The sequence below is a fragment of the Streptomyces sp. NPDC046900 genome (genome assembly GCF_040644975.1).
In the GTDB taxonomy this organism is placed as follows: domain Bacteria; phylum Actinomycetota; class Actinomycetes; order Streptomycetales; family Streptomycetaceae; genus Streptomyces.
In genome coordinates, this window is sequence record NZ_JBEYXD010000061.1 from 1 (window position 1) to 17,119 (window position 17,119).

At 70.1% G+C, this 17,119-nt stretch carries 14 protein-coding genes and 1 pseudogene; 7 read left to right on the forward strand and 8 right to left on the reverse strand.

Annotated elements, in window-relative coordinates:
- Positions 1-117 precede the first annotated feature (117 nt).
- Positions 118-1,020 carry a D-alanyl-D-alanine carboxypeptidase gene (locus ABZ904_RS36660; RefSeq protein ID WP_359390288.1) on the reverse strand — a complete coding sequence of 301 codons (903 nt, stop codon included), beginning with the start codon at positions 1,018-1,020 and terminating at the stop codon, positions 118-120.
- A gap of 204 nt (positions 1,021-1,224) precedes the next feature.
- On the opposite strand from ABZ904_RS36660, the gene ABZ904_RS36665 reads away from it, so the two are divergent.
- Both ABZ904_RS36665 and ABZ904_RS36670 read left to right on the forward strand, forming a co-directional pair.
- Entirely contained in the window at positions 1,225-1,908 is a 684-nt protein-coding gene (locus ABZ904_RS36665; protein WP_360991167.1) for a GntR family transcriptional regulator, read from the forward strand.
- Positions 1,905-3,215: an MFS transporter gene (locus tag ABZ904_RS36670; RefSeq protein ID WP_360991170.1), complete on the forward strand. Its 1,311-nt coding sequence runs from the start codon at positions 1,905-1,907 to the stop codon at positions 3,213-3,215. The genes ABZ904_RS36665 and ABZ904_RS36670 overlap by 4 nt, the downstream gene beginning before the upstream one ends.
- A gap of 49 nt (positions 3,216-3,264) precedes the next feature.
- Here the strand turns inward: ABZ904_RS36670 and ABZ904_RS36675 are convergent, their stop codons facing one another.
- Complete coding sequence (locus tag ABZ904_RS36675; RefSeq protein WP_361828437.1) at positions 3,265-4,065, reverse strand: carbon-nitrogen family hydrolase; 801 nt, start codon at positions 4,063-4,065, stop codon at positions 3,265-3,267.
- 178 nt (positions 4,066-4,243) lie between these two features.
- Between ABZ904_RS36675 and ABZ904_RS36680 the strand changes: the two genes are divergently transcribed.
- Entirely contained in the window at positions 4,244-5,068 is an 825-nt protein-coding gene (locus tag ABZ904_RS36680; protein WP_361828440.1) for a maleylpyruvate isomerase family mycothiol-dependent enzyme, read from the forward strand.
- 330 nt (positions 5,069-5,398) lie between these two features.
- On the opposite strand, the gene ABZ904_RS36685 is transcribed toward ABZ904_RS36680, so the two are convergent.
- Positions 5,399-5,893: an LURP-one-related family protein gene (locus ABZ904_RS36685; protein ID WP_359390272.1), complete on the reverse strand. Its 495-nt coding sequence runs from the start codon at positions 5,891-5,893 to the stop codon at positions 5,399-5,401.
- Positions 5,890-6,886, reverse strand: a pseudogene (locus ABZ904_RS36690) (helix-turn-helix domain-containing protein). Before ABZ904_RS36690 ends, ABZ904_RS36685 begins: the two are co-directional and overlap by 4 nt.
- Positions 6,887-6,937: 51 nt before the next feature.
- On the opposite strand from ABZ904_RS36690, the gene ABZ904_RS36695 reads away from it, so the two are divergent.
- Positions 6,938-7,351, forward strand: coding sequence for a cupin domain-containing protein (locus tag ABZ904_RS36695; RefSeq protein ID WP_359402962.1), 414 nt, complete (start codon positions 6,938-6,940; stop codon positions 7,349-7,351).
- A gap of 277 nt (positions 7,352-7,628) precedes the next feature.
- Here the strand turns inward: ABZ904_RS36695 and ABZ904_RS36700 are convergent, their stop codons facing one another.
- On the reverse strand, positions 7,629-7,838 hold the full coding sequence (locus ABZ904_RS36700; RefSeq protein WP_360991183.1) for a hypothetical protein: 210 nt from the start codon (positions 7,836-7,838) through the stop codon (positions 7,629-7,631).
- A gap of 150 nt (positions 7,839-7,988) precedes the next feature.
- On the opposite strand from ABZ904_RS36700, the gene ABZ904_RS36705 reads away from it, so the two are divergent.
- A complete protein-coding gene (locus ABZ904_RS36705) occupies positions 7,989-9,815 on the forward strand; it encodes a thioredoxin-like domain-containing protein (protein ID WP_359402956.1) in 1,827 nt (608 codons plus the stop codon).
- 619 nt (positions 9,816-10,434) lie between these two features.
- Here the strand turns inward: ABZ904_RS36705 and ABZ904_RS36710 are convergent.
- The 3 genes from ABZ904_RS36710 to ABZ904_RS36720 all read right to left on the reverse strand — a co-directional run bounded on the left by ABZ904_RS36710 (position 10,435) and on the right by ABZ904_RS36720 (position 14,152).
- A complete protein-coding gene (locus tag ABZ904_RS36710; protein ID WP_359402953.1) occupies positions 10,435-10,674 on the reverse strand; it encodes a DUF6458 family protein in 240 nt (79 codons plus the stop codon).
- A 143-nt stretch (positions 10,675-10,817) separates the two neighbouring features.
- Entirely contained in the window at positions 10,818-12,167 is a 1,350-nt protein-coding gene (locus ABZ904_RS36715) for a M18 family aminopeptidase (RefSeq protein WP_360991188.1), read from the reverse strand.
- 158 nt (positions 12,168-12,325) lie between these two features.
- Positions 12,326-14,152: an acyl-CoA dehydrogenase gene (locus ABZ904_RS36720; protein ID WP_360991283.1), complete on the reverse strand. Its 1,827-nt coding sequence runs from the start codon at positions 14,150-14,152 to the stop codon at positions 12,326-12,328.
- 142 nt (positions 14,153-14,294) lie between these two features.
- Between ABZ904_RS36720 and ABZ904_RS36725 the strand changes: the two genes are divergently transcribed.
- Both ABZ904_RS36725 and ABZ904_RS36730 read left to right on the forward strand, forming a co-directional pair.
- Positions 14,295-14,798 (forward strand): SseB family protein, encoded by a 504-nt coding sequence (locus ABZ904_RS36725; RefSeq protein ID WP_360991191.1) that lies wholly within the window; start codon positions 14,295-14,297, stop codon positions 14,796-14,798.
- 298 nt (positions 14,799-15,096) lie between these two features.
- Positions 15,097-17,037, forward strand: coding sequence for an Ig-like domain repeat protein (locus ABZ904_RS36730; protein WP_361828446.1), 1,941 nt, complete (start codon positions 15,097-15,099; stop codon positions 17,035-17,037).
- Positions 17,038-17,119 lie beyond the last annotated feature (82 nt).

The following is a 17,119-nucleotide window of genomic DNA, read 5'->3' on the forward strand; positions in this document are numbered from 1 at the left end:
GGCCGGCCGGGGCCGCACATCGCCGACGGCGCACTACGACGGTCTGTGCCTCGCCGCCTGACCGGCACCCGGCCCGCCGGGGTCAGACGAGCGCCCCCTTCTGCGTGAGCGTGGGTGTCAGCCCAGCTTCGCGAAGCCGTAGTTCAGGAGCTTCGTCGCGTCCGTGGCGCGCTGCGCGTACGTGGACGAGGCCAGAACCGTGCCGATGACGGTCTTCCCGTTGCGGGTGGCCGCGAAGACGAGGCAGGCGCCGGCCTCGGGGCCGGAGCCGGTCTTCACACCGATCGCGCCGCTGTAGCTGCTGAGCAGCGTGTTGGTGTTGGTCCACGGCGCCATGGTCCGGGTGGTGCCCGACTTGGTGATGGTCTTCGCCGTGTACGACTTCGTCTTCACGATCGTGCGGAACGTGGAGTTCTTCATCGCGCTGCTCGCGATCTTCGTCAGGTCGCGCGGCGTCGAGTAGTTGCTTCCGTTGCCGATGCCGTCGAACGAGTCGAAATGCGTGTTCGTCAGGCCGAGGCTCTTGGCGGCGCTGTTCATCTTGCCGATGAACGACTTCACGCGGGCGGCACGCGTCGTGCCGGAACCGAACTTGTCCGCGAGTGCGTAGGCCGCGTCGCAGCCGGAGGGCAGCATCAGCCCGTACATCAACTGGCGGACGGTGACCTTGTCGCCGACGATCAGGTGGGCGGACGAGGCGTTGTTGGCAACGATGTAGTCGCTGTACGCCTTCTGGATCGTCACCTTGGCGTCAAGGTTGAGGTTCGACTGGGCGAGCACGACCTTCGCAGTCATGATCTTCGTGGTGGAGCCGGTGGAACGCCTGGTGTCCGCGGCCTTCGTGTACAGCGTCGAGCCGTTGGCGTTGTTCATCACGTAGCCGCCCTTGGCCACGATCGAGGGCGCTGTGACGGCCTGCGCGGGCGCCGCAGTGAGGGCTCCGGTGGTGAGCACGGCTCCGGTGGTGACCACTGCCGCGACTGCCCTGCGAACTCGCGTGCCCTTAATACCGGTAATCAAGTTAAACGCTCCGATGCGTCTCTTATGCGCCTGAAAGCATCCAAATGCCCCTGGAGTGCGGCCAGATGGCAAGGCCGCCTTCCCCTGAGACTCGTAAGTGGCAGAAATGGATGTGCGGTTTTCGGGGGAAATTTTGAGGCGGCCGTGCGGTCCGCATCGTGGACGTTCATCGGCATGCGTACGCGTTGTATCTATGATGTGCGCATGTCTTCACCGCCCTCGCCCGCCCCCGCTCCCGAGAAGCCGTCGGTCAAGCAGCCGCCTGCCGCCGACCGTGTGTACGCCCACGTCAAGCAGGGTGTCCTCGGACGCCGTTACGAAGGCGGGACGCTGCTCACCGAGGGCGAGCTGGCCGACGAGGTCGGCGTCTCCCGGACGCCGGTGCGCGAGGCGCTGCTGCGGCTGGAGGCCGAAGGGCTGATCCGGCTCTACCCGAAGAAGGGAGCGCTCGTCCTGCCCGTCTCCGCCCAGGAGATCGCGGACGTGGTCGAGACGCGTCAGCTCGTGGAGGAGTATGCGGCCCGCAAGGCGGTGCCCGCCCCGCACGCCTTGATCTCCCGTCTCGAGGAGCTTCTCGCCCGGCAGAAGGAGCAGGCCGCGGCCGGGGACCTGGCCGGGGCGGCGGTCACCGACCGCACCTTCCACGCCGAGATCGTGCGCAGTGGCGGCAACGAGATCCTCTCCCGCCTCTACGACCAGCTCAGGGACCGGCAACTGCGGATGGGCGTCGCGGTCATGCACTCGCATCCCGACCGGATCGCCAAGACGCTCACCGAACACGCGGAGATCCTGCACGCCCTGCGGTCCGGCGACGCCGAGGCGGCGGTCGAGATCGTCCACCGGCACGTCAGCTGGTTCTCCCACCTGGCGCGGGGTGAGGTGCGATGAGTGCCGAGGCCCGTTCCGTGTCCCTGCCCGGCGATCCGCCCGGCGGCCGTCGCGCCGTCGCCGTGTGGGCCGTCGGCGTCTCGGTCTACTTCGTCGCCGTCATCTTCCGAACGTCCCTGGGCGTCGCCGGACTCGACGCCGCGGACCGCTTCCACGTCGGCGCGTCGGCGCTGTCCACCTTCTCCATCCTCCAGCTCCTCGTGTACGCGGGCATGCAGATACCCGTCGGCCTGCTGGTGGACCGCCTCGGCACCAAGAAGGTGCTGGCCATCGGAGTGGTCCTTTTCACAGCCGGTCAGCTGGGGTTCGCCTTCGCCTCCTCGTACGGCACGGCGCTCGCCTCGCGTGCGCTGCTCGGCTGCGGTGACGCGATGACGTTCATCAGCGTGCTGCGCCTCGGCACCCGCTGGTTCCCGGCCCGGCGCAGCCCGCTGGTCGCCCAGCTCGCCGGTCTGGTGGGCATGGCCGGCAACCTGATCTCGACGCTCGTGCTGGCCCGGCTGCTGCACGGGGTCGGCTGGACCGCGGCGTTCGGCGGCAGCTCGCTCGCCGGCGTCGTCGTGTTGCTCCTGCTCCTGTTCTTCCTGAAGGACCACCCCGAGGGGCACGAGCCCGAGCCGTTCCCGCACCACGGAGCGGCCTATGTGCGGCGGCAGATCGTGGCGTCCTGGAAGGAGCCCGGGACGCGGCTCGGCATGTGGGTGCACTTCACCACACAGTTCCCGGCGATGGTGTTCCTGCTGCTGTGGGGACTTCCGTTCCTGGTGCAGGCGCAGGGCCTGTCGCGGGCGACGGCCGGTGAGCTCCTCACGCTCGTGGTGCTGTCGAACATGGTCGTCGGCCTGGTGTACGGGCAGATCGTCGCCCGCCACCACACGGCGCGGCTGCCGCTGGCGCTCGGCACGGTCACGGCCACGGCGGTGGTGTGGGCGGCCACGCTCGTCTACCCGGGCGCGCACGCGCCGATGTGGCTGCTGATCGTGCTGTGCACGGTGCTCGGCGCCTGCGGTCCGGCCTCGATGATCGGCTTCGACTTCGCGCGTCCGGCGAACCCGCCCGAGCGTCAGGGCACCGCCTCGGGCATCACCAACATGGGCGGTTTCGTCGCTTCCATGACGACACTGCTGGCGATCGGCCTGCTCCTGGACGCGACGGGAGACGACTACACCGTGGCGTTCTGCGCGGTGTTCGTGCTCCAGGCGCTGGGGCTGAGCCAGATCCTGCGCCTGCGCGAGCAGGCGGCGCGCAGGGAGCGGGAGCGGCTGGTCGCGAGCCGGGTGGAGACGGTGCACGTGCCGGCGGCGTAGATGCCGGCGCCGTGTCCCGTGGCTTCGCCGTCGCCGTCGCCGTCGCCGGTTACGGACGGCGGCGCGGCCGCTCCAGGCCCAGTACACGGTCCTTCAGCGCCGGGAACTGCTCCCGGGTGGCCGCGACCCTCGCCGGATCGAACTCCACCGCGAGGACCTCCTCGTCGGCGTCCGCCTCGGCGAGGACGTCGCCCCAGGGATCTACCACGATCGAGTGACCCGCCTGCGGAACCCCGGCGTGCGTCCCGGCCGTTCCACAGGCAAGGACGTACGCCTGGTTCTCGACCGCCCGCGCCTGGGCCAGCAGCGTCCAGTGGGACCGGCGGCGCTCCGGCCAGCCCGCCGGGATCACGATCGTCTCGGCCCCCGCGTCCACGAGCGAGCGGAAGAGCTCGGGGAAGCGGAGGTCGTAGCAGGTGGCCACGCCGACGGTCGTCTCCGGCAGAGGCACCGTCACCGGCTCGGTCCCCGCGCCCATCAGGACGGCCTCGCCCTTGTCGAAGCCGAAGCGGTGGATCTTGCGGTAGAAGGCGGCCAGGTCACCGGAGGGGGAGAAGATGAGAGACGTGTTGTAGATCGGGCCTTCGGGGTCGCGCTCGGGGATCGACCCGGCGTGCAGCCACACGCCCGCGTCGCTCGCCGCCTTGGCCATGGCCTCGTAGGTCGGCCCTTCGAGCGGCTCCGCCTCGGACCCGAACTGCTCGTAGGCGAACGCCCCGGTCGTCCAGAGCTCGGGCAGCACCACCAGATCGACTTCGGCTTGATCCCGTACCAGTGAGGCCGCCCGTCGGCGGCGTGAATCAACCGATTCGTTGTCTTCTACCCGGAATTGGATGAGGGAGGCGCGCACACTACCACCGTCCTGGCATTCGAGCCGTCTTTTCGGGCCTACGATCGTCACACGAAAGCCCTGCCGGGGTGCCTCAGAGCAGCGTAACTTAACGTTCCAAGACACCCGCGACAGTCGCCGCCCATCGCCACTGCCGTCACAACCGCCCGTGCACCGACCGCCCGAGGGGCCCCGTTCTGTGAGCCTGCATCCCACTCTTCAGCCCTACGCCAACGCCTGGACCCACTCCATCGAAGCGATATCCGAGCTGGTGCAGCCGCTCGCGGACAGCGAGTGGAACCGGCGCACGCCCTGCCCCGGCTGGTCGCTGCGCGACGTGGTGTCCCACGTCATCGGCATGGACTGCGAAATGCTCGGGGATCCCCGGCCGATCCACACGCTCCCGCGCGACCTGTTCCACGTCAAGACCGAGCACCAGCGCTACATGGAGATGCAGGTCGACGTCCGCCGCCACCACACGGCGCCCGAGATGACGTCCGAGCTGGAGTACACGATCATCCGCCGCAACCGCCAGCTGCGGAACGAGTCGCGGGACCCGGGCACCAAGATCCGCGGCCCGATCGGCACCGAGCAGACCCTCGAAGAGGCCATGCGGTACCGCGCGTTCGACGTGTGGGTGCACGAGCAGGACCTCCGCACGGCGTTGCGTCGGCCGGGGAACCTGGACTCGCCCGGCGCGTACATCGCGCGGGACGAGCTGGTGGCCGCGCTGCCGAAGGTCGTCGCCGAGGACGCGAAGGCGCCCGCCGGTTCGGCGATCGTCTTCGATGTGCACGGCCCCGTCGAGTTCATGCGCACGGTGCGGGTCGACGCGGAGGGCCGCGGTTCGGTCGACGGCACGCCCTCGCTGGGCCCGAGGGTGGCGCTCACGCTCGACTGGGAGACCTATGTGGGTCTCGCCTGCGGCCGGATCACCGCGGACCTGGTCGCGGACCGGATCAAGGCGGAGGGCGACCCGGAGCTGACGGCGGCGATCCTGATGGCGTTCGCCGTGACGAAGTAGACCCGGGCCCACGGGAGCGGTCCCAGCGTCGGCCGGGCACGGGGAGAGCTGGGAACAGCCAGGGCCGGGCACGGATAGGGACGTGCCGGGCCCTGACAACGCACGGGCCGGTACACCGTGGTGGCCGCACATCGGCGGGGCCTGCACATCAGGCGGGCCGGTCTTCGTGTCGCCCGATCGCTGTGAGGGCCTGATCGCTGTGTGGGCCCGAATACAGCATGGGCCCGGACGCCGTGTGGGCGCGGCTCCGGGCCGTGGGAGATCGCGTGAACTCAGGCGCCCACGGCCGAGCGGCTCAGTCCCCCTCCGGCTCGCCCACGGCCGTGCGGCTCAGTCCTCCTCCCGCTCCTTCTCCGCCAGGTGGATCACGCACACCGCCACCGCGATCATCAGGGCCGGGTCGGCGTCGTCGCGCACGATGTCGAGGCCGTACGTCTCGCGGACGTGCAGCCAGCGGCGGGAGATCTGCGCGAGCAGCTCCCCGTCGTAGTCGATGGCGAACTCGCGGTCGAGGATCTTGCCGCTGACGTCGAGTTCCGTCCCGTCCACCAGCGAGACGCGGTAGTGGTTGCGCAGCAGGGACAGGCGCTTGCGCTTGATCGTGGCCAGCGGGTCGCCGTTGCGTTCGATGATCATCGTGTCGCGCAGGGCGAACATCTTCTGATGGATGTCGATCAGGACCCGCCCCTGCGTGTCCTTGAGCTCGAAGGTGTCCCGCAGCCGCATCGCCTTGCCGTCGACCAGGAACACCTTGTTGCCGTGCTGGTCCTCGATCCAGTAGTCGTCACCGAAGCCGAGGAGCCGGTCGCGTACCAGGAGTCTCATACGAGGAAAGGTTCCCCCGTGGCGGGCCCGAAACGCCGTCGGTAGGCCGATGGGCTGAGCCCGGTCTCGCGCCGCAGCCGTGCCCGCAGGTTGGCGGCCGTGCCGAGGCCGCTGCGCGCGGCGACCACGTCCAGCCGCTCCTCCCCGCGCTCGATCAACCGGCACGCGAGGGCGACCCTCTCTCCGGTCAGCCAGGCCAGCGGGGTGGTGCCCAGTTGCGCACGGAAGCGGCGGTGCAGGGTGGCGGGGCTCACCGCGGCGCGCCGCGAGGTCCGCGACGCTGAGCGGCTCACCCAGGCGCTCCTGCGCCCAGGCGAGCAACGGGGCGAGCGACTCGTCCGGCACCTCGGGTACCGGCCGCTCCACGAACTGCCGCTGCCCCCCGTCGCGATGTGCCGCGAAGACCAGCCGGCGGGAGACGGCGTTCGCGATCTCGGCGCCGTGGTCGCGGCGCACGACGTGCAGCCCGAGGTCGAGCGCCGAGGCGCTCCCGGAGGCGGTGAGGATGTCGCCGTCGTCCACGAACAGCACATCAGGCTCCAGCCTGACCTGCGGAAACCGTATCCGGAACGCATCGGCCCACATCCAGTGGCAGGCCGCCCTGCGTCCGTCGAGCAGCCCGGCCTCCGCGATGGTGAACGCCCCGGAGCAGAAACCGATGAGCCGTGCGCCCCGCGCGTGCGCCCGGCGAACGGCGTCGAGGACCTCCGGGGAGCGCGGGGTGTCGGTGTCCGGCCGGTTCGGCACGATCAGGGTGTCCGCCTCCTCCACCGCGTCCAGCCCGGCGACATCGGTGAGCGTGAAGAAGCCGTCCCGCATCCGGGTCATGGGCGCGGCCGCGCACACCCGGAAGTCGTACAGAGCGCGGCCCAGTTCGGGCCGGTCCAGCCCGAAGACCTCGATGGCGCAGCTCATCTCGAAGGGGTTGGAGTTCTCTTCCACGACGAGGACGACACGGTGCACCGACGACACCTGAGAGGATCCTTGCGGCATATGTGATTTCTAGCACTCGTGCGGTGGTCGGGGCATCCGCACGATGGAGGCATGGAACCCAAGGAACCGACGGAAGCCCATGAACCCGTCTCCCTCCCCGCGGCCCTCGCCTCCTTCTCCGAGCTGTGGAGCCCGCGCATCGTCACCGCCGTCAACGACTATGACGTCCGCGTCGCCAAGGTCCGCGGCGAGCACCTCTGGCACACCCACGACCACACCGACGAGTTCTTCCTCGTTCTGGACGGCGAACTGCGGATCGCGCTGCGTGAGGCGGCCGGCGAACGCACGGTCACGCTGGCCAAGGGCTCGGTCTTCACGGTCCCGCGCGGCACGGAGCACAAGCCGTCCGCCCCCGCTGGAGCGTCGATCCTGCTGCTCGAACCCACCGGCACCATGACGGTCGGTGACCGCCACGAGGACGTCCCGGACCACGTGGACGCGACGACGGGACATGCGCTGACCTGAGTGGGAGCGGGGCCGCGACCGGCACCGGGTCTGGAGCCGAAGGCCAAGGGCCAAGGCCCGGGTGGGGAAGGCGAACTGGTTTGGGCCCGGAACGCGTGCGAACCCGGAAACGGGGCGGAGCCCAGGACGCGTAAGGACCGGGAGCGCGAGACCGGCACGGAAGCGGCCTGCCGGGTGCCGAGAGTGGACGAGTGAGTCCCCCGCCGGAGCGGCGGGGGACTCGTGTGCGGGCCACTGTGGGGCCGCTGACGGTCCGCCGAGGGACCGGGGGCCGGGTCTACCGGTACCCCTCCTGCATGTCGTCCTCGTCGTCGTCCCACGACGCGCGCCCGTCGTTGCGGTCACGGCGCATGTCGGGGTCCGACAGGTGGGACCCGTTCATCTCGGGGTCGCGCCGGTCCCGGTTGCGCTTCTCCTCGCCGGAGATCTCACCGTGCTCGCGTTCACGGTCGCGGCGGTGCGTCTGGTCGTCGGTGTCTCGTGGCATGGAACTGCTCCCTTGCAGTGGCCCCCCTGTATGCGTCGAGCATCTCTCGGTGATGGCGTGAACGCATCCCGTGATCCTGTGGCCACCGTACGTCACCGGAGTTATCCACAGGCTCCGCGGCTTCACCGGCGTGGATGGCACTCTTGACGCATGAACGACTCCACACCGCGTCGCGTCCGTGTCCGCGCCCCCGAGCTGATCGGCAAGGGTGGCTGGCTGAACACGGGCGGTGAACAGTACAGCCTCGCCGACCTGCGAGGACGCATCGTCATCCTCGATTTCTGGACGTTCTGCTGCATCAACTGCCTGCACGTCCTGGACGAGCTGCGCGAGCTGGAGGAGAAGCACCGCGACACGGTGGTGATCATCGGCGTGCACTCACCGAAGTTCGTCCACGAGGCGGAACACCAGGCGGTGGTGGACGCGGTCGAGCGGTACGGGGTCGAGCACCCGGTGCTCGACGACCCCGAGCTCGCCACCTGGAAGCAGTACGCCGTCCGTGCCTGGCCGACGCTCGTGGTCATCGACCCGGAGGGGTATGTGGTCGCGCAGCACGCGGGCGAGGGTCACGCGCACGCGATAGCGCGGCTCGTGGAGGAACTGGAGGAGGAGCACTCCGCGAAGGGCACCCTGCGCCGCGGCGACGGCCCCTACGTGGCGCCGGAGCCCGAGCCCACGACCCTCCGGTTCCCGGGCAAGGCGCTCCTGCTCCCGTCCGGAACCTTCCTGGTCAGCGACACCACCCGGCACCAGCTGGTGGAGCTGGCGGCGGACGGCGAGACGGTCGTGCGGCGGATCGGTTCCGGTGTGCGGGGCTTCGCGGACGGCCCGGGGGACGCGGCGAGCTTCAGCGAGCCGCAGGGCCTGGCGCTGCTGGAGGAGGGCGCGGTGGTCGTGGCCGACACCGTGAACCACGCGCTGCGCCGCCTGGACCTGGCGACCGGCGAGGTCACCACGCTCGCGGGCACCGGCAAGCAGTGGTGGCAGGGCTCGCCGACGTCCGGTCCGGCCCGGGAGGTGGATCTGTCCTCGCCGTGGGACGTGGCGGTCTTCGGCGACCAGGTCTGGATCGCCATGGCGGGGGTGCACCAGCTGTGGACGTACGACCCGCGGACGGCCGCGGTCGCGGTGGCGGCGGGCACCACCAACGAGGGGCTGGTGGACGGTCCCGGTGCCGAGGCCTGGTTCGCGCAGCCTTCGGGACTCGCGGCGTCCGTCGACGGGGAGCGCCTCTGGCTGGCCGACTCCGAGACGAGCGCCCTGCGCTGGGTGGACCGGGACGGCGCGGTGCACACGGCCGTCGGCACGGGACTGTTCGACTTCGGGCACCGCGACGGCGCGGCCGGACAGGCGTTGCTCCAGCACCCGCTGGGTGTGACCGCCCTGCCGGACGGTTCGGTGGCGGTCAGCGACACCTACAACCACGCGCTGCGCCGCTACGACCCGGCGACGGGAGAGGTGAGCACGCTGGCGACGGATCTGCGGGAGCCGTCGGACGCCGTGCTGGTCGGCGAGGACATCGTGGTCGTGGAGTCGGCCCGCCACCGGCTGACCCGGCTGCGACTGCCCGAGGAGGCGGTCCAGGTCGCATCGGTGGCCCACCGCACCCAGCGCGCGGCGACCGAAGTCGCGCCCGGCAAGCTCCGGTTGGACGTGATCTTCCAGGCGCCGGCCGGTCAGAAGCTGGACACCCGCTACGGCCCCTCGACCCGCCTGCTGGTCTCCTCGACCCCGCCCGAGCTGCTGCTGAAGGGCGAGGGCGCGGACACGGACCTCGGGCGCGACCTCGAACTGGACCCGTCCATACCGGAGGGTGTCCTGCACATCTCGGCGATGGCCGCGTCCTGCGACGACGACCCGGCCAACGAGTACCCGGCGTGCCACGTCCACCAGCAGGACTGGGGCGTCCCGGTCCGCCTCACGGAAGGCGGAGCGACCCGGCTCCCGCTGGTGCTGGCGGGCATGGACGAGGAGTAGGCCGCCGGCGCGCCCGGTTCAGGCCCCGCCGAGAACCGGGGTAGGCCGCCGGTACCCGGTTACGGCCCCGCCGCGACGTGGCGCGGGCCAGCCGATATGCGAGTTGGCCCGCCGGGACGGGCGCGGGCCGTCAACACGCGGGGCAGGTTCGCTGAAAAGTGGCCCAGGCCGCCGACATGCAGGACTGAGCCGCCGGGATGTGGCACAGCCCGCCAACACGCGGGGCTGGACTGCCCGGACGCGGCGCAGTCCGCCGACGTACCGGGTTCACGCCTGGCTGGGAAGTGGTGCAGGCCGCCGACATGCGGGTGTGGCGCTGGCCGCCGACTGCGGGTCTGGCGCCGGCACGCGATGCGGGCCGCCAACAGGCGGGGCTGGCCCGCCGGGAAGCGGCGCACGTCGGCGACGTACCCAGTCCACGCCCGCTGGGAAGTGGTGCAGGCCGCCGACATGCGGGTCTGGTGCCGACCGCCGACTGCGGGTCTGGCGCCGGCACGCGGTGCGAGCTGCCAACGCGACGCGCGGGGCCGGCCCGCCGAGACGTGGCGCAGGTCGCCAACACGTGCGGCGGGCCCGCCGGGAAGCGGCGCGGGCCGGGTGGGGCCGGCCTGGTCCGGGACTAGATTCCGTACCCGTCGCCGTACTCCCGGCGGTGCCGTTCCTCCTCGACCACCGGAGCGGACGGCACCACCACCCGCCGGCGGCGGTAGATGCTGCTGAAGGTGGCGACTCCGATCAGTCCGGCGATCATGAAGATGACGCCGACCAGATGCAGATTGACCCCGTTCATGTGCCAGTCGGTCGCGAACGCGAGGATGGCCCCCACGGCGATCAGGATGATGCATCCGCCCAGGCCCATGAGTCCTGCCCTCCCTGTGGGTCCGGTCCTTCCGTCCCCGCACCCGGGTACCCGGGCGAGTGGAAGGCATGCCGGACCGATCGCTCGGGTGGGCGAGGGCCATCACCCGGAGTCCGGGCCGGGGCCAGGGCGGCTGCGGGGTGTCAGCCCTCCAGGAACGCCACCAGCGCGTTCGCGAGCAGGAACGGGTCGTCGGCGGCGCACAGTTCGCGGGCGCTGTGCATCGAGATGATCGCCGCGCCGATGTCGACCGTCTTGATGCCGTGGCGGGCCGCCGTGATGGGGCCGATGGTCGTACCGCAGGGCATCGAGTTGTTCGAGACGAACGACTGGAAGGGGACGCCGGCCTTGTCGCAGGCCGCGGCGAAGATGGCGCGTCCCGAACCGTCCGTGGCGTAGCGGTTGTTGACGTTCACCTTGAGGATGGGGCCGCCGCCCGCTCGCGGATGGTGCGTCGGGTCGTGCCGTTCCGCGTAGTTGGGGTGGACGGCATGCCCGGTGTCGGAGGACAGACAGATCGAGCCGGCGAAGGCGCGCGCCCGGTCTTCGAACGAGCCGCCCCGGGCGAACACCGAGCGTTCCAGCACGGATCCGAGCAGCGGGCCGTCGGCGCCGGTGTCCGACTGGGAGCCGTTCTCCTCGTGGTCGAAGGCGACGAGGACCGGGATGTACGAGAGGGCGACGTCGGAGGTGGCCACGGCCGCCAGCGCCGCGGCGGCCGCGTGCACGGACAGCAGGTTGTCCATCCGCGGGCCGGCCACCAGCTCCTTGTCGCGGCCCAGGTAGGACGGCGGTTCCACGGAGTGGGTCATCAGGTCCCAGCCCGCCACCTCGCCGGCGGCCAGGCCGAGTTCCTCCTCCAGGAAGGCGATCAGATCGCCGTCCCGTACGTCGTCGCTCAGGCCCCAGATGGGCTGGAGGTGGCGCTGCTTGTCGAGCTTCAGGCCCTCGGTGGAGACCGAGCGGTCCAGATGGACGGCCAGCTGCGGTACGCGCAGCAGCGGTCTGTCGATGTTCACCAGGCGGGTCGAGCCGTCGCGCAGCGACAGCCGGCCCGCGAGGCCCAGGTCACGGTCCAGCCAGGAGTTGAGCAGCGGGCCGCCGTAGATCTCCACCGCGACCTGCCGCCAGCCGTGCGCGCCGCTGTCCGGTCGGGGTTTGACCCGCAGGTTCGGGGAGTCGGTGTGGGCGCCCAGGATCCGGAAGGGGGTGTGCGGGTCGGCGCCCTCGGGGACGTACCAGGCGACGATCGCGCCCCCGCGAAGCACGTATTTGCCGCCGCTGGTCCCGTCCCAGGCGTCCGTCTCGGCGACCTGCCGGAAGCCGGCCTTCTCCAGCCGCTCGGCGGTGTTCGCCACGGCGTGGTAGGGCGAGGGGCTCGCGGCCAGGAAGGACATGAGGTCGTCGGTGTGGGCGCGATCGAAGGTGAGAGATGCGCGCGAAGCGCCACGCGCCGGGGTGGCGGCGGGCGACGGGCGGGAGCTGCTACTCATGTCTTCACCTTAACGACGGACGAGGGCCCGCTCCCGGTGATCGGGAGCGGGCCCTCGTAAGGAGGATGTGGAGGGCCGGGACTGACCGGACGGTCAGTGTCCGGTCAGTCCCTCACCGGACGCCGGCGGTGCGGGGATCCGCGGCCGGCGGATGCGTCCTAGAACGCGGCCTCGTCCAGCTCCATCAGGTCCAGGTCGACGCCCTCGGCCACCTTGCGGGCCAGGGTGACGCCCGGCAGGACGTTGGCCGCGAAGAACTTCGCCGCCGCGATCTTGCCGGTGTAGAACGTCTTGTCCTTGGCGGAGGCCGTCCCGAGCTTCTCGGCGGCGACCGCGGCACCCTTCAGCAGCAGGTAGCCGACGACGACGTCACCGCAGGCCAGCAGCAGGCGGGTGGTGTTCAGACCGACCTTGTAGATGTTTTTGACGTCCTGCTCGGTGGCCGCGAGGTCGGTCAGCATCAGGCCGACGATGGCCTCCAGCTCGACGGCCGCCTTGGCGAGGTGCTCGCGCGCCGTGGCCAGCTCCTCGCCGCCGGTGCCGATCGCCAGGAACTTCTTGATGTCCTCGGCGAGCGAGTTCAGCGCGGCGCCCTGGTTGCGGACGATCTTCCGGAAGAAGAAGTCCTGGCCCTGGATGGCGGTGGTGCCCTCGTACAGGGTGTCGATCTTGGCGTCGCGGATGTACTGCTCGATCGGGTACTCCTGCAGGAAGCCGGAGCCGCCGAAGGTCTGGAGCGACTGGGCGAGCTGCTCGTAGCCCTTCTCGGAGCCGTAGCCCTTGACGATCGGCAGGAGCAGGTCGTTCAGGGCGTGCTCGGTGGCGGCGTCCTCGCCGTTCGCCTCCTTGACCGCGATCGCGTCCTGGACGGAGGCGGTGTAGAGGACGAGGGCGCGCATGCCCTCGGCGTACGCCTTCTGCGTCATCAGCGAGCGGCGGACGTCGGGGTGGTGCGTGATGGAGACCTTGGGGGCGGCCTTGTCCATGAAGTTGGCCAGATCCGGACCCTGGACGCGCTCCTTGGCGTACTCCAGCGCGTTCAGGTAGCCGGTGGACAGGGTGGAGATCGCCTTCGTGCCGACCATCATGCGGGCGAACTCGATGATGCGGAACATCTGGCGGATGCCGTCGTGCTTGTCGCCGATCAGCCAGCCCTTGGCGGGGTGGCGGTCGCCGAAGGTCATCTCGCAGGTGTTGGAGGCCTTCAGGCCCATCTTGTGCTCGACGTTGGTGGCGTAGACGCCGTTGCGCTCGCCCAGCTCGCCGGTCTCGAAGTCGAAGAGGTACTTCGGGACGAGGAAGAGGGACAGGCCCTTGGTGCCGGGGCCGGCGCCCTCGGGGCGGGCGAGGACGTAGTGGAGGATGTTCTCCTCCATGTCGTGCTCACCGGAGGTGATGAAGCGCTTCACGCCCTCGATGTGCCAGGAGCCGTCCTCCTGCTGGATCGCCTTGGTGCGCCCGGCGCCGACGTCCGAGCCGGCGTCCGGCTCGGTGAGCACCATGGTGGAGCCCCAGGTCTTCTCGACGGCTATCGACGCGATCTTCTTCTGGGCCTCGGTGCCCTCCTCGAAGAGGATGCGGGCGAACGCCGGGCCGGAGGAGTACATCCAGATCGCCGGGTTCGAGCCGAGGATCAGCTCCGCGTACGACCAGATCAGGGACGGCGGGGCGGTGGTGCCGCCGATCTCCTCCGGCAGGCCGAGGCGCCAGTACTCGGAGTCCATGAAGGCCTTGTAGCTCTTCTTGAAGGACGCCGGGACCGGGGCGGTGTTCGTCTCGGGGTCGAAGACGGGCGGGTTGCGGTCGGCGTCCGCGAAGGACTCCGCCAGCTCGTTCTCCGACAGACGGGTGAGCTCCTCGAGGATGCTCTTCGCGGTGTCCGTGTCCATCTCGGCGAACGGGCCGGTGCCGTACAGCTTGTCGCGCCCGAGTACTTCGAAGAGGTTGAACTCGATGTCGCGGAGATTCGGCTTGTAGTGCCCCATGGCGACGGCTCCGTAGAGGGATCGGCGAGGCACTTGATCCTCGCATCTTGTTCACGTACCAACTAGTAGCACCGATGATGCTACCCGTCGGTAATAAGAATCAACCCCCGACGGCCTTATGTGGCCCACTACTCTTTGGGGCATGTACGGCTATCAGAACGCGGGCCAGCAGCAGTACGCTCCGCCGCAGCAGCAGATGCCCGGGCAGCAGATGCCCGGGCAGCAGATGCCGGACGGGCAGATGCCCGGCGGATACGGCCAGCAGCCGCCGCTGTATCCGGAGCCGTCGCCGCCGTCGCTCGCGGACGCGGTCCGGGCGTTCACCACCGGGTCGATGGCCGCCGAGGACTTCCAGCAGATCTTCGCGACGTCCAAGGTGTACTGCCCGCGCGGTGACAACCCGGGATTCCTGGCGCTGCACAACACCCAGCAGCCCGTGATCCCGATGTTCACCACGCTCAAGGAGCTGCGCCGGTACGCGGGCAAGGAGTCCAAGTACTTTGTGATCACCGGCGCCGAGGTCATCGACCTGCTGCCGACCGGATACGGGTTCGTCCTCGACATGGAGGGGGAGCACCGGATGGTCTTCGACGCGAAGGCGGTCGAGCAGATGGTGGAGTTCGCGATGCGGCGCATGTACGGCTAGACGCCGTCATTGCTGCGCGGACGGCTGGATGCCGTCATTGCTGCGCGGACGGCTGGACGCCGTCATTGCTGCGCGGACCGCTTGGATGCCACTGCTGAGCAGACGTCCGCGCCGGGCCGAGCGGCTCGGGGCTCCCGGATAATCCCCTCGGCGCTTGTCACAGCCATGCCATACAGTTCCCTCCGGCAGCCGCGCCCCGCACGCCACCGCCCTCATGCGGTTACGTCCGGGTGCCGCGCGGCGCTCTCATCTCCCGGCGACCCCGGGATCTCATGTGGGGGGTTCCATCACTGTGCGTATGCGCAGCACCTCGGCCGCGACGGCGCTCGCGGTCCTCTTCAGCTCGGTCGTGCTGAGCGCTGTCGCGGCGGGCTCCGCCTCGGCCGCCGCCGCCACCGTCTCCTCGCCCGGCGGCATCGTCGTGGACGGCGCCCTCGGCCGGGTCTTCGTCGGCGACAGCGCGTCCGGGACCGTCGTGGCCGCCGACTTCTCCGGGACCGCCGTCGACTCGGTGAACGGCCTCGGCACGGTCTCCGATCTGGCGGTGTCCGACGACGGCGCCACCTTGTATGCGGCGGTGCCGAGCAGCCACGAGATCGTGGCCCTCGACGCGGCCACCCTCGACGTCAAGGCGCGGTACACCGTCGCCACCGACACGGGCCCGCGCCATGTCGCCTTCGCGGGCGGCAAGGTCTGGTTCACCTACGGCGACCAGTGGGACGGCGACCTCGGCTCGGTCGACCCGGCGGCGGACCCGGCGAGCGGAACGGACCCGGTGACGCTCGGGCAGTTCCCGCAGCCCTACCCCGGGGTCTGGGGCCAGGCACTCCTCGACACCGACCCGAACACGCCCGGGCTGCTGGCCGTCGGAGAGACCGGCCTCTCCACCGACTCGATGGCCGTCGTCGACGTCTCCGGCGGCACACCGCAGCTGACCGCCTGGTACCAGGGCGACTACACCTTGAACGACGGCATCGGGGACATCGACCTCGTTCCCGGCGCCCCGCAGGTGCTGGTCAACGGCACGCAGCGGGACGCCTACGCCGACGGGAAGTTCACCGCCGCCGGCGCCTACCCCTCGGGGCAGCGCGCCGACGTCTCCACGAGCGGCCTGGTCGCCCAGGTCGCCGGTGACAAGGTGGCGGTCTACCGCGCCAACGCCGCCCAGCCGGTGCGTACTTACACCACCAGCAGCTCCGACACGGCCGACCTCGCATGGGCCCCGGACTCCTCACGGATCTTCGCGCTCGTGGGGACGGGCAGCGGCTACAGCCTCAAGGTGCTCACCCAGCCGACGGTGAACAACCCGACGCTGACGGTGAACGCCCCGTCCACGGCGACCCGTGCCAAGCAGCTCACCGTGACCGGCAAGCTGTCGGCGACGGTGCCGCTGCCGAGCGGCGTGAAGCTCGCGGTGACCCGCACCGATCTGGAGAGCCCCAGCGGCAAGGCGCTCACGCCCGTCGCGGTGAAGGCGGACGGTACCTACTCCTTCACCGACACCCCGCCAGCCGGCGGCACCGTCACGTACAAGGTCACCTACGCGGGCGACGCCGAGCACTTCGCGGTCACGGCCTCCGACAAGGTCGCGGTCTCCCGTGCCACGCCGACGCTGACCCTGAACAACAACGGCAAGCTCTACAACTACGGCACCGACGTCACCTTCACCGCGCACCTCGGTTCGACGTACAAGAACCGCACGGTCGAGATCTGGGCCGACCCCTTCGGCGGCGACAAGCCGAAGAAGCTGCTGAAGACCGGCAAGGTCAACTCCAGCGGCAATATCTCGGCGATCGTGGACATGACGCGCGACACGGCCGTCACCGCGGTGTTCAAGGGCGACGCCCGCTTCGCGCCCAGGACGGTGAAGTCCACGGGGTACGCCAGGGTCAGGATCTCCACCGCCGTCTCCCGGCACTACAAGACGGCCAAGATCGGCTCGACGACGTACTACTGGTTCCACAAGAGCACCGACCCGCTGCTCACGACGACCATGACCTACTACCCGGGTCGCAAGCAGCGCTTCGACCTGCAGGTCTACTACCAGGGCCGGTGGTACTCGGCCGACTCCGAGTACTTCCCGCTCGGCACGAGCGGCAAGTCGGCCGTGCGGCTGGGGGCGCCCGGCGAGTCCGGGATCAGGGCGCGGATGCGGTCGGTGTACGTCAACGGCTCGTCCGGTGACACCGTGAACTCCACGACGTACGGCGCCTGGAAGTACCTGTACTTCAGCAACTGAAGCGACTGACGCACTCGCGTGACGACGGGAGCCCGGAGGGAATGCCCTCCGGGCTTTCGGCGTTGTGGGGTGGCAGAAAGTT

What these genes read in the sequence shown, in the direction of transcription:
- ABZ904_RS36695 (WP_359402962.1), top strand. Translation starts at nt 6,938, where the DNA reads ATGGAACCCAAGGAACCGACGGAAGCCCATGAACCCGTCTCCCTCCCC.
- ABZ904_RS36705 (WP_359402956.1), top strand. Translation starts at nt 7,989, where the DNA reads ATGAACGACTCCACACCGCGTCGCGTCCGTGTCCGCGCCCCCGAGCTG.
- ABZ904_RS36710 (WP_359402953.1), bottom strand. Translation starts at nt 10,674, where the DNA reads ATGGGCCTGGGCGGATGCATCATCCTGATCGCCGTGGGGGCCATCCTC.
- ABZ904_RS36730 (WP_361828446.1), top strand. Translation starts at nt 15,097, where the DNA reads ATGCGCAGCACCTCGGCCGCGACGGCGCTCGCGGTCCTCTTCAGCTCG.
- ABZ904_RS36665 (WP_360991167.1), top strand. Translation starts at nt 1,225, where the DNA reads ATGTCTTCACCGCCCTCGCCCGCCCCCGCTCCCGAGAAGCCGTCGGTC.
- ABZ904_RS36700 (WP_360991183.1), bottom strand. Translation starts at nt 7,838, where the DNA reads ATGCCACGAGACACCGACGACCAGACGCACCGCCGCGACCGTGAACGC.
- ABZ904_RS36720 (WP_360991283.1), bottom strand. Translation starts at nt 14,152, where the DNA reads ATGGGGCACTACAAGCCGAATCTCCGCGACATCGAGTTCAACCTCTTC.
- ABZ904_RS36670 (WP_360991170.1), top strand. Translation starts at nt 1,905, where the DNA reads ATGAGTGCCGAGGCCCGTTCCGTGTCCCTGCCCGGCGATCCGCCCGGC.
- ABZ904_RS36725 (WP_360991191.1), top strand. Translation starts at nt 14,295, where the DNA reads ATGTACGGCTATCAGAACGCGGGCCAGCAGCAGTACGCTCCGCCGCAG.
- ABZ904_RS36715 (WP_360991188.1), bottom strand. Translation starts at nt 12,167, where the DNA reads ATGAGTAGCAGCTCCCGCCCGTCGCCCGCCGCCACCCCGGCGCGTGGC.
- ABZ904_RS36685 (WP_359390272.1), bottom strand. Translation starts at nt 5,893, where the DNA reads ATGAGACTCCTGGTACGCGACCGGCTCCTCGGCTTCGGTGACGACTAC.